Genomic DNA, 15,250 nt, shown 5'->3' with positions numbered 1-15,250 from the left:
CTTAACGTTGCGACGGTCCGCCAGACGACGCAAACGGGCGCGCCATCAACCTGCCCAACCCTGCCAGGGTGAAACTATTTTTGAGCGAAGCCACACCTGCCGTAACCACCACAAACCCGATCAACTGCGGAATTGTCAGCATCTCGCCAAGGAAAAGCCAGGCGGCAAAGAATGTCATGGCCGGGCCTGACAGTGAAATCAACGACGCCTGCGTTGCCCCGACCCTTCGGATGCCCTCATACAGCAAGAAGAACGGAATGACCGTGCAAAAAATGGAAATTCCTGCGGTCCACAGGATACCCGCGAGGTTCAAATTGAGCGCGTTCTGGGCAACCAGTTCATAAATCACCATGCAAATGCCCGCCATGGTGTTGATCAGCGCTGCAAAATGCATGGATCCTATGACCGTAATCATACGCTGCCCGAAATAGAGATAAATCGCATAGGTCAGTGCAGAGCCAAACGCCCACGCCGCGCCGTACCACAAGCTATCCGACACTTCGCCAAACCCGTCAGGGGCCAAAACCAGAACCAGCCCGACATAGGTTACGACAAAGCAAACAATCTGCCGCAAGGGCGGGAATCGCCGCTTGTGGAGCGCCTCCAGGATCATTACGACCGCCGGGAACGTGAACAACACAATCCGCGAGACCGTGACATCAATCAGCGAAACGGCGGTAAAATCAAACAGGGCTGCCAAGAAGAACATCCCGCCATAAAGTCCGCCCCAAGCCAAGTCAACCGGTCTCATCCTGCGTTCACCGGGTCGGTTCTTGCCAAATAGAACCACACCCAGCCAAAAGAACGGCATGGCAATCAGAAACCGCAACAACAACAGGCCATCCACTGTCATGCCTGTGGCATAGACAAACTTTGCCAGAAGCCCTTTCATGGCCAAGGCAACCGTTGCCAACAAGACAATGGTCAGGGCAGAGCCCGCCGGCGACACAGAAGGCACGACTGACGGAGCAGACACGTCGGTGTCTGCTGGCAGAGCAGTCTGTTGCTTGGGTTCTGAAGGTGACGATGGTGGCGTCATGAGTTTCTCCGATCCTCTCGTGGTTGCCATAGTCACCCGCAAACTGCCATTATTCAATTCGAATTAATTGCTATCAGATATCAGCTTTGGCTATATCTGTTTATCTTATCAACGCAGTAACCCTGCGCAGGAACGCGACGCATGGATATCAAACAGCTCAGAAGCTTTGTCCACATTGCAGAACTTGGAAGCCTGTCGCGCGCGGCAGAGCGCCTGAACCTGTCGCAGCCTGCGCTCAGTCGGCAGCTTAATCTGCTTGAAGAGACCCTTGATACCAAACTGCTGGAACGCACCGGTCGCGGCGTCAAACTGACAGAGGCGGGGCAGATGCTTGCCGAACGGGCGCGTGTCATCCTGGCTGACCTTGCACGGCTGGAGGCTGATCTTTCTGCCCGCAGCAGTCAGGTCACCGGTCACGTCCATGTTGGCGTGCCACCAAGTGCGGGGATCGTAATTACCGGTGCGTTGGTTGAAACCCTGCGTGATCGTTACCCTGATCTGAATGTGACAGTTGCCGAAGACCTGACTGGAGATGTGCAGGAAGGCTTGCTTTCAGGGCGGCTTGATATCGGCATTCTTCATGACGGCATGATTTCGCGTAGCCTTCATGCCGAACCGCTCTGGCGCGAAGACCTGTTTCTGATTTCCCATCCGTCCCAGGTAGGCGAACAGGAAACCGAAATCGCCTATGAGGATGTCCTGTCCCTGCCCCTGATCATGCCAACCAACAAGCACGGACTGCGCGCCATGATGCAAGAAGCCGCATTTCGGGCCGGACGTCCGCTCACCCCGGTGGTAGAGGCCGATGCCCTTCGTGTGCTGGTCGACCTCGTGACGCGCAACGTCGGGCACACTGTCCTGCCGCGCAGTTCGCTGGTACAGGAACTTTCCACCGGACGCCTGATGGCACGACGGATCACGAACCCGGAACTGTCGCGCAAGGTTATGCTGTCCTGGCTCCATGACCGCCCGCTGAGTGCCGGCGGCAAGGCAGTAGTGGATACTTTGCGTGATCTTGCCGGAACTGTCCCGATGGCCAATCAATAGGCTGACTTGCCTTAAACAAAAACCCCGACCGGATCATGTTCCGGCCGGGGTTTTCATCATCAAACGGGCCCCCTGATCAGACGGGTGCCTGACTGTCTGAGGACTTCTGCCAAAGGTTGATGCCAGCATCACCGGCATATTTGTCGATCTCTGCCAATTCGTCGGCGCTGAATTCAAGGTTATTGAGCGCATCAAGGCTGTTATCGAGCTGCTGGACATGGCGCGCCCCGATCAGTGCAGAGGTAACCTCTGGACGGCGCAGCACCCAGGCAATTGCCATCTGCGCCAAGGTCTGCCCACGTCGTTTCGCGATTTCATTGAGCGCGCGAACGCGATCAAGGTTTTCGTCCGACAACATGCCCGGCTGGAACGATCCTTCCAGTGCGGCACGGGAATCTTCCGGTACACCGTTCAGATACTTGTTGGTCAAAAGCCCTTGGGCCAGCGGCGAAAAGGCAATGCAGCCCATGCCAAGCTCTGACAAGGTATCAAGCAGGCCGTCCTCGACCCAGCGATTGACCATCGAATAGGACGGCTGATGGATAACGCACGGAGTCCCCATGTCTTTGAGGATTGCATGCGCTTCGCGGGTCATTTCCGGTGAGTAGGACGAAATCCCGACATACAGCGCCTTGCCCGAACGCACGATCTGATCAAGTGCGCCCATGGTTTCCGCAAGCGGCGTGTTGGGATCAACCCGGTGCGAATAGAAGATATCGACATAGTCGAGCCCCATCCGCCTCAGGCTTTGATCCAGGCTCGAAATCAGGTATTTGCGTGATCCCCATTCGCCAAACGGTCCCGGCCACATGCGATAGCCCGCCTTGGTCGAAATCACCAATTCATCACGATGGCTTTTAAGGTCTTGTGCCAGAACCTTGCCAAAGTTTTCTTCGGCCGAGCCCGGCGGCGGGCCGTAGTTGTTGGCAAGATCGAAATGAAACACGCCGCGATCAAAGGCACGACGGATCATGGCGCGCTGGGTTTCATAAACATCCACGCCACCGAAATTCTGCCACAGACCAAGTGTGATTTTCGGCAAAAGCAATCCGCTATGCCCACAACGGTTCCAGTTTTCGTCGTTGTAGCGGTCGGGATTTGCCATCCATTGGGCTTCGACTTCAGCCATATGTTCCTCCTGCTTTCAGAAGCGGTTTGCCGCTTTCCTTGAATCGATCCAATGCCATCTTCTTACGGCATTCAATCCTGTTTGTCAGCGCCGGGGCAAAAAGCCGCGTCGAATTACCGACGCGGCCCTTTGTCAGGTAAATGGACTTCACCCGCAGAAATCAGTCAGATTTCTTTTTGATCGGCGCGGTCGCGTTTTGCAGCCATTCACGATGGTCGTCATCAAGATCATCGGCATACATCGCATAGACCTGTGCGTGGTAATCGTTAAACCACTGCAACTCGTCCTTCGTCATCAGTTCCGGATCGATCAGCTTGCGCTCAATCGGCGAGAAGGTCAGTGTCTCAAAGCCAAGCATCTTGCGGTCCGCCCCGATGGGGGCATCAATTTCGATCACCGCGATCAGGTTCTCGATCCGGATGCCATATTCCCCTTCCTTATAAAAACCCGGCTCGTTTGAAACGATCATGCCCGGTTTAAGCGCCACCTTGTTCGGGGCCTTGGAAATGCGTTGCGGCCCTTCATGCACACCAAGGTAACTGCCAACGCCGTGACCGGTACCATGGTCAAAATCAAGTCCGGCTTCCCAAAGCGGCATGCGCGCAAGCGTATCAAGCTGCTGGCCGGTCGTGCCAACCGGGAAGACAGCGCGGGCCAGTGCGATATGCCCCTTAAGCACGCGGGTAAAACGGTCACGATGTTCCTGTGTTGGTTCGCCAATCACGGTCGTTCTCGTGATATCGGTGGTGCCATCAAGGTACTGCGCACCGGAATCAATCAGAAAAATCTCGCCTGGGCTCAGGTTGCGGTTGGTCTCTGGTGTGTTCCGGTAATGGCAAAGTGCGCCGTTCGGACCGCTGCCGGGAATGGTTTCAAAACTGGAATCGCGGAACAACGGATCTTCGGTACGCATCGACAGCAACATGTCCGCAGCCGCGCGCTCATCAATATCGCCGTTAACAGCAGATTCATCGAGCCACTTGAAATAACGAATGATTTTCTCGCCGTCGCGTTTGTGGGCCTTGCGTGATCCTTCGAGTTCGACCTCGTTCTTGCACGCCTTGGGAATGGCGACCGGATCACGCCCGACGCGCACGATTGCACCGGCCTCGGACAGTTGCATGCGCAACCAGTCAGCGGCCGTAGCTTCATCAAGACGCACGGACTGATTTCCCATCGCCTGCAAGGCATCGGCAAGCTCCCCCGGTGCACGCAAGTTTGCTTCGCCAGACAGCCATGCAACGGTTTCAGCCGCAACTTTTCGTTCATCCATGAAAAGATCGACCGAAGCATCCCCGTAAATGATCGCATAGCCAAGAGCAAGTGGCGTCTGCGGCACATCTGCGCCGCGGATGTTCAAAAGCCATGCAATGCTGTCAGGGGCCGACAAAATGGCGCTGTCACATGAAATGCGCGACAAGATTTCAGCAACCTGGGTACGTTTTTCGAAACTGGATTTACCGGCATATTCCATCGGGTGCGGTCGCACCGGCCCCAGCGGCAGATGCGGCTGGGCATGCCAAATGGCATCAATCGGGTTGGTATCGATGGCAACCAGTTCTGCCCCGGCGGCCTCACAGGCAGACCTCAAATGATTGGCCTGCTGCACGGTATGAAGCAATGGATCATAGGCCAGTTTTTCCCCGGGATTCAGACTGTCATGCAACCACCCCACCACCGGCTCCTCGACCAGGTGGCGATATTCAAACAGATCACGATTGACTTGCTGACGAACCTGAATGGTGTAGCGACCGTCAACAAAAACTGCAGCCTTGTCACGCAAGACAACCGCAGCCCCGGCTGATCCGGTAAAGCCGGTCAACCATGCCAGACGTTCTGCGCGGGCCGGAACATTTTCACCCTGATGTTCGTCCGCACGCGGGACAACAAAGCCATCAACCCCCTTGGCTGCCAGATAGGTCCGCAAGGCATCAAGACGACCTGGTGCATCGAAATCATCCTTGGCCATTTTGAAAAGTGTCTTGCGTTCGTCACGCAGTGCCAGCAATTCGGCACGCAATTCGTCATCCGGAGATTGGCAAATCAGATCAATCCAGTCTTCTCGCGTGCTGCCTTCGGCTGCGGCCAGAACACCATCGATCAGGTCGATGACAGCGCTAACATCCTTGTCGACATTGGCGGCTTCGAGCAGTTTGGCAAGTTGAGCATCACCGGAAATGGCCATGAAGGTCCTCTTAATTCGTGTGGGGCATCGGGCGGGCGCTATGACTTATGTAAGGGTTAGTGCCGACATCGCGCAAGCGTCAAACATCACATCGGCATGCTACGCCATTTTTGACTCCGGAAATACCAGTGCATGCATAGCGCGAATGAATGCGTTGCAAGGTTCGCAATGCACATTAGTCAAAGCTTAACGTATTACAGGTCCGTGACAAAAAGATGGCCCGTCGGGACGTCAATTTGCTGGAGACCATGAACGGTGATCCGTTTTCCTATTACTGCCTTGAGCGTCATACAATCTCGTCGTCGCCAGACGGCCTATGACGGCCTTGAGCGCCTGACCCTGGGTCAAAAAGCTGCGCTCGGTCTTGATACAGGCCCTGCCCATTTGGCAGACGACATTGCGGACCGGGTTACAAGCCGTCCGCAAGATGCCAAGGATAAGGAATAACGGATCAATCCCGCCCGGGTTGGTCTGACATCAAATGACGACGCGCAGGATCACGGTTCATGATCCTTGCGGCATTTTTGTCTTTTTCCCTCTGAAACGGCCCTGCTTCTCCACAGCAGGGCCGTTTCTTTTTGACCGGTCCCGACCTTGCGCGTCATAGTGCCCCAAACAATAAATCGAGATGCGGAGTGGAAATGGCCAAGACAGTTCTGATTACCGGTGGATCGCGTGGCATCGGACGGGCAACCGCCGTCTTGTTCGCATCCAAGGGCTGGAATGTTGCGCTGAGTTTTGTCGGCAATCAGGACAGCGCCGCCGAAACCTGTGCGATGTGTGAACGGACCGGATTAACTGGTAACGCTATGGCCCGCAAATGCGATGTCCGCGACGAGGGCGATGTCATTGCCTTGTTTGCGGCCGCACGCGAGCGGTTCGGTGGGATTGAGGGTGTCGTCAACAATGCTGGTATCGTTGCCCCGCAAAGCACACTTGCCGATATGGATATTGAACGCATGAAGGACGTATTTGATACCAACGTGCTTGGTGCCTATCTGGTCGCACGTGAAGCTGCGCGAACCCTCCATTCCGGTACGGCGATCGTTAATGTTTCATCCGTGGCTGCAAAGCTTGGATCGCCAGATGAATATATTGATTATGCTGGTTCAAAGGGCGCGATGGATACTTTGACGGTTGGTCTTGCCAAGGAACTCGGCCCAAAGGGCATTCGCGTCAACGCCGTGCGCCCGGGCATTATCGAAACCGCCATTCATGCCAACAACGGTCGCCCCGAACGGATTACTGAACTGGGCCCAATGTGCCCACTGGGACGCACCGGTGCCCCAGAAGAAGTCGCCAAAAGCATCTTCTGGCTTATTTCCTCTGACGCGTCCTACGTTACAGGCAGCATCCTCGACGTGTCAGGCGGACGATAAGGGATCTTCGCTGTTGGTTACTCAACCGGTTTGGCGTCGATATCAGCATCTGACAACTCTGCAGGGTCGGTTGCCAACTTCCCGGCTTCGTTGTCCTCATTGAACACAGCGGCCAAGCCATCATGCAACTCCATGATGTCGAGCGGCTTGGATAGAATACGCGAAACACCAAGTGCCTTGAAAGACGCCGTCGCCTCGTCCGAGGCATAACCGGTCATGACGACGACGGGGATGTTGTTGCCAGCTTCGCGAAGTTTCTCGGTCAATTTCTGACCGGTCATGCCGGGCATTGTCTGATCGGTCAGAAGACCGTCAAAATTCGCACCTCGTGCGGTAAGTGCCTCAAGCGCCTTGGCAGCGTCGTTAAAGGTTTCGACGGAATACCCGATACGCTCCAGCATGCGGGCACATAGCTTAAGGTTCTTTTCCTCATCATCAACGACAGCAAGGTGCCCGCCAGCACTTGCCAACAGGCTGCGGGCATCGCGTGTCTCATCGATGACTTCGCGATCATGTTCTGGCAACAGGATGGAAAAGCGCGTGCCCTGTCCCAACCGGCTATAGACAGAAACTTCACCTTTGTGACCCGCCACAATTCCGTGCACGGTCGACAAACCAAGGCCCGTACCCTTGCCAGGTTCCTTGGTGGTAAAGAACGGGTCAAAGATCTTCTTGGCCGTTTCCGGCTCCATGCCAACCCCGTTATCCACGACACTGATCTGAATATAGCGCCCCGATGCCAACAGAGGATGCATTTCCAGACTATCTTCGGTGACCTCGAAACGGCTGGCCTTGACACGGATTTCCCCCTGATCGCCAACAGCATGATAGGCGTTGGTGATCAGGTTCATTAGGCACTGGTCAAGCTGCGTAGCGTTGCCCATCACCGTCATTGTTTCATCACCCAGTTCAACACTGATCGAAACACTCGATGGCAGAGAACCACGGGCGAAACGAACAGTTCCCGTGATCATGGAGCCGACATCAATCGGGGACCTTTCTGTTTCTGAATTCCTGCTGAACGCAAGGATTTGGCGTACAAGGTCCCGTGCACGATCCGCGCCCTGACGAATTTCCATAACATCATCACGCAGCGGAGAATCTTCAGGCAGATCTGTATAGAGTAACTCTGCATATCCACTGATCGGTTGCAGGATATTGTTGAAATCATGCGCAATACCGCCAGCCAGAACACCCATTGTTTCCATCCGCTGGGAATGACGAAGTTGCTGTTCAAGTTTTTCACGTTTGCGGTCGGACTGCAGACGTTGAAGTTCGGCAGATGCACGCGATGCAAAAACCTCGACAATTGACTGCGCCAGATCGGGATCGCCAATTGGCTTGTCCGAGACCGTCACCAGAATACCAATCGGGTTTCCGTCGCTGTCATAAAGGGCTGCGCCGACATACCCAACGACATCAATATCGGTAACCCTGCTGACGTCATGCATGACGCTTTGGAAGTTGTTCTTGCAGACAAAAAGTCCTTCCTTCAGGACGCGTTCAGCAGCTGAACCCGCCAAGGCAAAATCAAGCCCCCCACGGCCTTTATCGGGAGAGTAATAGGCAACTGACTTCACCCTGTCGCCGACGATCTCGGCAATATGGCAAAAGGACATATCAAGCGTTTCGCACAGAACCTTTGTCAGATTCTCAAAAAACCCGGTCCCAACCTGATATTTGATCCCGCGGTAAATCGATTCCAGCGTACCCTGATGGCGCTCGCGCTCGGTAATATCCAATGCGAAACTGGCGATACAATCCAGCTTACCATTGGCATCAAAGATCGGGCTTTCATACCATTCGCAGATGATACGACTCCCATCCGCTTTGACATTCTCGAACCGATTATTGACGCTGTTTTTCGTCTCCATGATCCGCTTGATCAAGGTACTCAGTCGCCCGCGATCTTCCTCTGGAATCAAAAGCTCCAGCTTCTTGCCAACAATTTCGTCTGCGCCATAGCCAAACAACTGACAAGCGGTTTCATTGACCTCAATAATCGTTCTATCAGGCGTCCAATAAAACACACCGATTTTCGCATTGTTGAAATGTGCTCGAAGACGCCTTTGGTTCGCCTCCAGATCACCTTTGGCGACCTCAAGATCATGGCGATGCTTGATGCGTTCGGTAATGTCGCGACAGCTTATCCGAACCCCCATGTTGCCGCCGTCACAATCAGCAATCGGTTGCCAGGAAATATCGATACCGACTTTTCGACCATCCTTGTGAACGCCATAGAATTCGCGATCACTACCGGAAAGACCATCAAGCCCCTCATTGATATAGTGGCGAACCCGATCGCGATCCTCTGCTGAAACCAAGGACAGCGGATAGTCGTCAAGCGCCATACATTCATCGACCGTGTATCCCAGAACACGTTCAATTCCGGGATTTACCCAAATCAGTTTGCCATCCGGTGCGATCCAGCTTTCCCAGCCATACGTGTAATTGGCGACCGCCTCAAAGCGGCGGCGAGAGAAACTAAGTTCGTCATTGGCTTCCATGACGTTTTTCATGCCTGCCGCTGCTGCCAACAAGCCACCTGCCATATGGGCAAAGACGATCTCATCAGGACGCCAGGATCTGGTACGTCCGACAGACTCAAAACACAGAATTCCCATGCGACCCGCCGCCGAGATCAGCGAAACATCAAGGATCGCCTTGATATTCATCGGAATAAGATAGGAATCTTTCAGCTCTGAGGTGCGTGGATCTTCTACAGCGTTATCCGCGTCCAGAATCTGCCCTGTCTCAAGGGCTGAGAAATATCGCGGCAATTCGGCTCGTTTCAGAAGCATGCCATCATGCTTGGCATCAGGGTTATTGGCATCAAACAAGCCAACGCATTCGACATCGCCATCTTCTTTCTGCAGCCAAAGGCTCGTTCGCTCGCAATTCATCAGATGCGCAAAACGTTTAAGTGTCGGTCGGAAGGAGGCATTTTCAATGCGATCAAGGGATGAAAAATGATTGGCAACTTCCGACGCGCTCTCGCGGATTTGCTCGAGGAACTTTTTGCCCGACATCAGTTCGTTCTGCGAACGCAGTTGATCGACACTCATCTGCAGAAGTGCCTGTCGCATCCAGACGATACCGACAACAATGGATGCAGTCATCCAAGTGTATCCGAAAAGAACAGATCCCCAGACAGGTAAGGTATGGGGGACCGTCCCGCTATCGGTGATCAGGCCACCATCAAGTTCAAAGACCCGTACCAGCCCGACGCCAATGATCGCCAGGAAACAGAACGCTGCGTATCGCACCGTAATCCTCAGCGACCAAAGCAGTGCGACAAGCACGGTTGCAACAATCATCATCGCCATACCGCTGGCGGGAGAGAATTTGACGATATATAGCAACGACATGCTCGTCATTGCCGCCATGATCACAAGTGACTTGGTTTCGGTTTTGATACGCTTGCGCATCAAAAGGCAGACGAAAACCCCGACAAACACCACAAGATGAAGGGCCTCGATCACCATCGAACGCTGACTTGCTTCACGCAACATGGACGCAACAACTGCAGGAAGCCCCCCGACCGACATGACAAGAAGCATAAAATCCGCAGTGCGGTTTTTGGTCTGACCCAAAATGGCGTTTAGTCTCTGGGGCATCGGCTTTCTGGTTCCCTTGTCAGACCAACTGGTCGGGCATACTGTTATAGATGCTTTCAAAGCGGCTGTGATTTTCGACAAAAAGCCCCAGAAGCATGGGGTCAAACATCTCGGGGGATGTACGATCATCACCTTTGGCAATGATTTCGACGGCCTCAAGGTGTTCGTAGGATGGCTTGTAGCGTCGCGCACTGCGTAGCGCGTCATAGACATCAGCCAACGAGACAATTCGCGCGATGATCGGGATGTCAGAACCAGAAAGTCCTGCACAATATCCCGACCCTTCCCAATGTTCATGATGATAGCGGGCAATCGTTGCGGCCTGTTCCAGAACCGGATTGTCCGAGGCGTTCAGCATGGCAAAACCGATTTCGGTATGGCGCTGCATGATTTTGAATTCTTCGTCGGTCAGCTTGCCGTTTTTAAGGAGCACTTCATCGGGCACCCCCACCTTGCCGATGTCATGAAGAATACCGGCCAGTCGGATCGTGCGCTGAACATCCTGATCCAATCCAGCCATATCGGCCAGCAATTGCGAGTACAAGCCGACACGCACGCAATGCTCGGCAGTTTCAATATCCCTGTACTGCGAAATCAGGCTCAGGCGGTCGATCATTTCCTGTTCGGCACCGCCCAGCTTGCGGGTGATGTCATCAAGGGTCTTTGACTGGCTGATATTTTCAAGTTCAAGCTTGCGAACCCGCTCAACCTCCTGATCACGCGCAAGCAATCGCGCCTGCGCATCCAAAGCAGCACGTTCAAGATCAGCCCGTTCGATCGGTTTGTCCAAGAATTCGCGCACACCGAGACGCAATGCCGTAACCGCATCGGACTTGTCGCCATCTCCGGTCAAAAGAATGAACTCGAAGTCCCGCTTGTATTCATTGATCGCCCGTTTGACGAATTCAAGCCCACCACAATTTGGCATACGCAGATCGGACACCACTAGTCGCAGAGATGCATCCATTCTTACTTTTTCGAGTGCCTCAATTCCGTCAGATGCGGTCACCACATCAAATCCGGCTCGCTCAAGAATACGCGCCAGCAGTTTTCGAATAGGCGGCTCGTCATCAACAACGAGAATGCGGTGTTCAAGCTCGCTCAATCCGTCTCCCCCCTATTTGCTACGAGATACTACCAGCGAATAGAACAAACCTATCCGTTGGTATTGTATATTGCAATATACGCAAAAGATGGCGGAGAGGATTTCAAGCTGCCAGACGGGTTCATCCCTTGGTATCTCTTGGAAATTTCGGAGGAAACCCTTGATTGCAAACGGAGCGGGAAGTTCTGCTTTCGCTGTGCATCGGATCCCTATATCCGAATCACAGCGCGAATCGAATGCGACAAGGCAGAAGGAGCAGAATGCGTTCTGAACCGATATTGATCGGAATTCACAACAAAAAACGGCTGCCCGTCATACTCGAAGGGCAGCCGCGAAAATCGTTTGATTTTAAATTGCTATGCGTTAGCCAACGACCAGTGTCGTCCAGTTTTCGACCTTGAAACGGTTAACCAGAGACAAACCGACTTCACGATAGGCAGAAAGAACAAACTGTTCCTGATGCGCCAGAAGCCCCGACAGGATCACCACACCGCCTTCCGAAAGTGTATTGGTCAAATCATGTGCCATCCCGCGCAGTGGTCGGGCTAGGATGTTGGCGCAAACAATGTCGTAATAACCGCCATCGGCAATGCGTGAATCCTGAAAACCATTTGAATTAATGGCGGTAACGAGATCGGCGACCTTGTTGGTTTTGGCATTTTCGCGTGCGACCCGCACAGATGCAGCATCAATATCAGCCATCATTACCGGGCAACGCCAGGTTTTGGCACATGCCATACCCAGAATGCCCGACCCACACCCCATATCAAGGGCATTGTAGCGCGGGCCACGTTTTGCCAACCAGTCGATTGCCGCCAGACAGCCTTTGGTGGTCTGATGTTCACCTGACCCGAATGCCAAACCGGCATCAACCTGCAACGCGGTTTTAGCGACCGGGAGATCCTCGTCCCAGTGAGAGCCATGCACGAAAAAGCGCCCGACGGAGATCGGCTTAAAGCTACGCAGGTTTTCACCAACCCAGTCTTTTGGCTCATAGGTGCCAAAAGTCACGGTTGGCGTTTCAATGCCCACCGCAGATGCCATGATCGAAACCGCGGTTTCCACCGCACCCTTGTCAAACATTTCGCCGGAAAAACCTTCAACCCGCCATGGTGCGGATGGATCACCATCACGTTCGAAATGCGAAAGCGCATCACAGTAATCAAACAATGCATCGGCAAATACTTGCGCATAGGCGCCATCAACTTCGAACTTGAAGTTATAGCAAAGGACGGGTTCGGTCATATCGCTTCTCACTAGTGTGGGCGGCGGATACGCTCTGCCCGGTTAAATCGGTCATCCGAAACGGTTGGCTGGGGCTTACCCCGGCAGAATGAAGCTGTCGACCACTTTCTTGGTGCCGACAGTTTCGAAATGGATTTCCAGCTTGTTGCCATCCACCGCACGCACCGTTCCCGATCCGAACTTCCGATGACGCACCGTATCGCCCACCTTGTATTTCGATGATTTCGAACTGGTGGAGTAACTGACTTCGCCATCGGGCTTCACATCAATGACGTTCTTGCGCACGCGATCCTGCCAACCGCTTGAGGCAAATTTGCGATCCCCGGCCCCCAATGTCTTGTTGCGGTCCGGTGCACCGTCACTGGCCCAACTTGGCATTTTCATCCAGTCATCGGCACCCCATGCCCCCGGCGAATGGTTGCCACCATGGCCGCCAAGCCCCGTATCGCTGCTGCGTTCGATATGCTCATCGGGCAACTCATCGACAAAGCGCGATGGCAGGGCCGATTGCCACTGGTTATAGATGCGCCGGTTAGCTGCATAACAGATGGTCGCACGCTTGCGCGCCCGGGTAATGCCGACATAGGCCAGACGACGCTCTTCCTCAAGCCCCTTGACCCCGCTTTCATCCATGGCGCGCTGATGGGGAAACACGCCCTCTTCCCAGCCGGGCAAGAAGACATAGTCAAACTCAAGCCCCTTGGCCGCATGCAGGGTCATGATCGTGACTTTTTCCTCATGATCGTTCTGCGCGTTTTCCATCACCAGCGACACGTGTTCAAGGAAGCTGGTCAGGTTTTCAAACTCGCCAATCGCGGAGACAAGTTCTTTCAGGTTTTCAAGACGGCCCGGCGCATCAATTTCCTTGGATGTCCGCCACATGTCGGTATAGCCGCTTTCATCAAGGACGGTTTCGACCACCTCGACATGGCTGCTATTGGCCAGCATTTCGCGCCAGCGTTTGAAATCCCCCAGAAGCCCACCGATGCTTTGGCGCATCTTGGGCTTGAGTTCTTCAGTATCAATCAGATCGCGCGCGGCCGCCGGAAGCGAGATCGCCTGATCGCGCGAATATTGATGCAACGTCTGAAGCGTTGCCTTGCCAACACCGCGCTTGGGCACATTGACAATCCGCTCAAAGGCCAGACTGTCTTCAGGCTGGGCAACAAGTCGGATATAGGCCAGCGCATCACGGATTTCCTGACGCTCATAAAAGCGCGGGCCACCGACAACACGATAGGGAATGCCAAGTGTGATCAGCCGTTCTTCAAACTCACGGGTCTGGAAACCGGCACGCACAAGAATGGCAATCTGCGATGCGCCAACACCCTTGCGTTGCAGGTCTTCGATGTCTTCGCCAATCAGGCGTGCTTCGGCCTCGCCATCCCAGACACCTTTGACAAAGACCTTTTCACCGGTATCCATTTCGGTCCAGAGTTGCTTGCCCAAACGACCGTCATTGAACGTGATCAGCTTGGACGCAGCCGCCAGAATATGCGGGGTAGAACGATAATTCTGTTCAAGGCGTACAACCTTGGCACCGGGAAAATCAGATTCAAAACGCAGGATGTTGCCGACCTCGGCCCCGCGCCAGCTATAAATCGCCTGATCATCGTCACCAACACAGCAAATATTGCGATGGACCATCGCCATCGCGCGCAACCAAAGATACTGCGCGACGTTGGTATCCTGATACTCATCAACCAGAATATAGCGGAAGGTATTTTGATACTGTTTCAGGACTTCCGGGTGCTGCTGGAACAGGGTCAGGCAATGCAGCAACAGATCACCGAAGTCGCAGGCATTCAGAACCTTCAGCCGTTCCTGATAAATCTTGTAAAGATGCTTGGCCCCGCCATTGGCGAACTCGACACTTTCATTGACCCGTTCAGGCGTCAGGCCTTTATCTTTCCAGCGCTGAATGATCCCCATCAGCTGCTTGGCCGGCCATTTTTTCGGATCAATCTGTTCGGCATCCATGATCTGCTTAAGCAGGCGAATCTGATCATCGCTATCAAGGATGGTGAAATTTGACTGCAACCCAATGAGATCGGCATGACGGCGCAACAAGCGGGCAGAAAGCGAATGGAAGGTTCCCAGCCACCATCCTTCAACCGGGCGCCCTAGCGCCTGTGCGACACGTTCCTGCATTTCCTTTGCCGCACGGTTGGTAAAGGTCACGGCAAGGATTTGTTGCGGATGTAGCCGTTCTGTCTGCGACTTGGTTTCCAGAAGATGCGCCAGACGCGTGGTCAGAACCCGCGTTTTCCCGGTTCCGGCCCCAGCCAGAACCAGCAAAGGTCCATCAAGGGATTCCACAGCATCGCGCTGCTCGGCATTGAGATTCTCAAGATATGCCGGGGGTGCTGCATCGGCCAGACGCATTTCGGGACTGGCGGCGAATTCATCAATTTCGAAGGGATCATCCATCATGCAAGCATATATATCACTCTGTGTGGACGGGGCCAGTCTCGTTCCATTTTGACCGGTATATTTTTACATTC

General features: G+C 54.0%; 10 protein-coding genes. 3 read left to right on the top strand and 7 right to left on the bottom strand.

The window, feature by feature from the left end; translation table 11 throughout:
* Position 1 precedes the first annotated feature (1 nt).
* Positions 2–1,039 (bottom strand): DMT family transporter, encoded by a 1,038-nt coding sequence (locus HED22_RS17025; protein WP_167724481.1) that lies wholly within the window; start codon positions 1,037–1,039, stop codon positions 2–4.
* Between the two features lie 141 nt (positions 1,040–1,180).
* Between HED22_RS17025 and HED22_RS17020 the strand changes: the two genes are divergently transcribed.
* Positions 1,181–2,086: a LysR family transcriptional regulator gene (locus HED22_RS17020; RefSeq protein ID WP_167724479.1), complete on the top strand. Its 906-nt coding sequence runs from the start codon at positions 1,181–1,183 to the stop codon at positions 2,084–2,086.
* 76 nt (positions 2,087–2,162) lie between these two features.
* Here HED22_RS17020 and mgrA read toward each other — a convergent pair whose 3' ends face one another.
* Together mgrA and HED22_RS19770 are read right to left on the bottom strand one after the other, a co-directional pair.
* Entirely contained in the window at positions 2,163–3,215 is a 1,053-nt protein-coding gene (gene mgrA, locus HED22_RS17015; protein ID WP_167724477.1) for an L-glyceraldehyde 3-phosphate reductase, read from the bottom strand.
* 160 nt (positions 3,216–3,375) lie between these two features.
* Positions 3,376–5,400, bottom strand: a complete 2,025-nt coding sequence (locus tag HED22_RS19770) for an aminopeptidase P family protein (protein ID WP_167724475.1) — start codon at positions 5,398–5,400, stop codon at positions 3,376–3,378.
* A 255-nt stretch (positions 5,401–5,655) separates the two neighbouring features.
* Between HED22_RS19770 and HED22_RS17005 the strand changes: the two genes are divergently transcribed.
* The gene (locus HED22_RS17005; protein ID WP_167724472.1) at positions 5,656–5,847 is read left to right on the top strand and encodes a hypothetical protein; all 192 of its coding nucleotides are present in this window, start codon (positions 5,656–5,658) and stop codon (positions 5,845–5,847) included.
* A gap of 194 nt (positions 5,848–6,041) precedes the next feature.
* A complete protein-coding gene (locus HED22_RS17000) occupies positions 6,042–6,779 on the top strand; it encodes an SDR family oxidoreductase (protein WP_167724470.1) in 738 nt (245 codons plus the stop codon).
* Positions 6,780–6,796: 17 nt separating this feature from the next.
* Here the strand turns inward: HED22_RS17000 and HED22_RS16995 are convergent, their stop codons facing one another.
* The 4 genes from HED22_RS16995 to HED22_RS16980 all read right to left on the bottom strand — a co-directional run bounded on the left by HED22_RS16995 (position 6,797) and on the right by HED22_RS16980 (position 15,176).
* Entirely contained in the window at positions 6,797–10,396 is a 3,600-nt protein-coding gene (locus HED22_RS16995) for a PAS domain S-box protein (RefSeq protein ID WP_167724468.1), read from the bottom strand.
* A gap of 19 nt (positions 10,397–10,415) precedes the next feature.
* Positions 10,416–11,501, bottom strand: a complete 1,086-nt coding sequence (locus HED22_RS16990) for an HD domain-containing phosphohydrolase (RefSeq protein WP_167724466.1) — start codon at positions 11,499–11,501, stop codon at positions 10,416–10,418.
* Between the two features lie 363 nt (positions 11,502–11,864).
* Positions 11,865–12,746 carry a 50S ribosomal protein L11 methyltransferase gene (locus HED22_RS16985; protein ID WP_167724464.1) on the bottom strand — a complete coding sequence of 294 codons (882 nt, stop codon included), beginning with the start codon at positions 12,744–12,746 and terminating at the stop codon, positions 11,865–11,867.
* Positions 12,747–12,821: 75 nt separating this feature from the next.
* Positions 12,822–15,176, bottom strand: a complete 2,355-nt coding sequence (locus tag HED22_RS16980; protein WP_217701907.1) for an ATP-dependent helicase — start codon at positions 15,174–15,176, stop codon at positions 12,822–12,824.
* Between the last annotated feature and the right edge of the window lie 74 nt (positions 15,177–15,250).

Source organism: Thalassospira sp. HF15 (genome assembly GCF_011806525.1).
Classification (GTDB): domain Bacteria; phylum Pseudomonadota; class Alphaproteobacteria; order Rhodospirillales; family Thalassospiraceae; genus Thalassospira.
The sequence above is the reverse complement of the archived record's forward strand: the minus strand, read 5'-3'. Positions and strand labels throughout refer to the sequence as shown.

What these genes read in the sequence shown, in the direction of transcription:
- HED22_RS17025 (WP_167724481.1), bottom strand. Translation starts at nt 1,039, where the DNA reads ATGACGCCACCATCGTCACCTTCAGAACCCAAGCAACAGACTGCTCTG.
- HED22_RS17020 (WP_167724479.1), top strand. Translation starts at nt 1,181, where the DNA reads ATGGATATCAAACAGCTCAGAAGCTTTGTCCACATTGCAGAACTTGGA.
- mgrA (WP_167724477.1), bottom strand. Translation starts at nt 3,215, where the DNA reads ATGGCTGAAGTCGAAGCCCAATGGATGGCAAATCCCGACCGCTACAAC.
- HED22_RS19770 (WP_167724475.1), bottom strand. Translation starts at nt 5,400, where the DNA reads ATGGCCATTTCCGGTGATGCTCAACTTGCCAAACTGCTCGAAGCCGCC.
- HED22_RS17000 (WP_167724470.1), top strand. Translation starts at nt 6,042, where the DNA reads ATGGCCAAGACAGTTCTGATTACCGGTGGATCGCGTGGCATCGGACGG.
- HED22_RS16995 (WP_167724468.1), bottom strand. Translation starts at nt 10,396, where the DNA reads ATGCCCCAGAGACTAAACGCCATTTTGGGTCAGACCAAAAACCGCACT.
- HED22_RS16985 (WP_167724464.1), bottom strand. Translation starts at nt 12,746, where the DNA reads ATGACCGAACCCGTCCTTTGCTATAACTTCAAGTTCGAAGTTGATGGC.
- HED22_RS16980 (WP_217701907.1), bottom strand. Translation starts at nt 15,176, where the DNA reads ATGGATGATCCCTTCGAAATTGATGAATTCGCCGCCAGTCCCGAAATG.